This window comes from Streptomyces scopuliridis (assembly GCF_042790125.1).
GTDB lineage: Bacteria > Actinomycetota > Actinomycetes > Streptomycetales > Streptomycetaceae > Streptomyces > Streptomyces scopuliridis_A.
The window spans coordinates 1,924-3,680 of record NZ_JBHTZS010000068.1 but is presented as its reverse complement, the minus strand read 5'-3'; the positions used below and the strand labels follow the sequence as shown (position 1 = coordinate 3,680).

Below are 1,757 nucleotides of genomic sequence, written 5' to 3'. Positions count from 1 at the left end.
GCCCTACACCCTTACCCCGGGACAACCACCGCCCGGGCTGGACTACCTTCCTGCGTCACCCCATCGCTTACCTACTACCACCTCGGGTCACCGGCTCCACCACTTTCCATTCCCCGAAGGGTCCGGAACGGCTTCACGGGCTTAGCATCAGAGGATTCGATACTGGGCGTTTCAAAGCGGGTACCGGAATATCAACCGGTTGTCCATCGACTACGCCTGTCGGCCTCGCCTTAGGTCCCGACTTACCCTGGGCAGATCAGCTTGACCCAGGAACCCTTAGTCAATCGGCGCACACGTTTCCCACGTGTGTATCGCTACTCATGCCTGCATTCTCACTCGTGAACCGTCCACAACTAGCTTCCGCTGCTGCTTCACCCGGCACACGACGCTCCCCTACCCATCACAGCGGGCGTTGGCCCTCATGCTGCAATGACACGACTTCGGCGGTACGCTTGAGCCCCGCTACATTGTCGGCGCGGAATCACTTGACCAGTGAGCTATTACGCACTCTTTCAAGGATGGCTGCTTCTAAGCCAACCTCCTGGTTGTCTCTGCGACTCCACATCCTTTCCCACTTAGCGTACGCTTAGGGGCCTTAGTCGATGCTCTGGGCTGTTTCCCTCTCGACCATGGAGCTTATCCCCCACAGTCTCACTGCCGCGCTCTCACTTACCGGCATTCGGAGTTTGGCTAAGGTCAGTAACCCGGTAGGGCCCATCGCCTATCCAGTGCTCTACCTCCGGCAAGAAACACACGACGCTGCACCTAAATGCATTTCGGGGAGAACCAGCTATCACGGAGTTTGATTGGCCTTTCACCCCTAACCACAGGTCATCCCCCAGGTTTTCAACCCTGGTGGGTTCGGTCCTCCACGAAGTCTTACCTCCGCTTCAACCTGCCCATGGCTAGATCACTCCGCTTCGGGTCTTGAGCGCGCTACTAAACCGCCCTATTCGGACTCGCTTTCGCTACGGCTTCCCCACACGGGTTAACCTCGCAACACACCGCAAACTCGCAGGCTCATTCTTCAAAAGGCACGCAGTCACGACGCACCGAGTAAACTCGATGCGCGACGCTCCCACGGCTTGTAGGCACACGGTTTCAGGTACTATTTCACTCCGCTCCCGCGGTACTTTTCACCATTCCCTCACGGTACTATCCGCTATCGGTCACCAGGGAATATTTAGGCTTAGCGGGTGGTCCCGCCAGATTCACACGGGATTTCTCGGGCCCCGTGCTACTTGGGTGATTCTCAAACGAGCCGTACAGATTTCAGCTACGGGGGTCTTACCCTCTACGCCGGACCTTTCGCATGTCCTTCGCCTACCCATACGGTTTCTGACTCGCCGACCGGCCGGCAGACCGATCAAGAGAACTCCCACAACCCCGCATGCGCAACCCCTGCCGGGTATCACACGCATACGGTTTGGCCTCATCCGGTTTCGCTCGCCACTACTCCCGGAATCACGGTTGTTTTCTCTTCCTGAGGGTACTGAGATGTTTCACTTCCCCTCGTTCCCTCCACACTGCCTATGTGTTCAGCAGCGGGTGACAGCCCATGACGACTGCCGGGTTTCCCCATTCGGACACCCCCGGATCAAAGCTCGGTTGACAGCTCCCCGGGGCCTATCGCGGCCTCCCACGTCCTTCATCGGTTCCTGGTACCAAGGCATCCACCGTGCGCCCTTAAAAACTTGGCCACAGATGCTCGCGTCCACTGTGCAGTTCTCAAACAACGACCAGCCACCCACCACCCC

The 1,757-nt window shown here is 58.1% G+C and carries 1 rRNA gene (running past one end of the window); it reads right to left on the bottom strand.

The features are described 5' to 3' along the window. A 23S ribosomal RNA gene (locus tag ACFRKB_RS38845) occupies positions 1-1,700 on the bottom strand (it extends 1,491 nt beyond the left edge of the window). Positions 1,701-1,757: the final 57 nt, after the last annotated feature.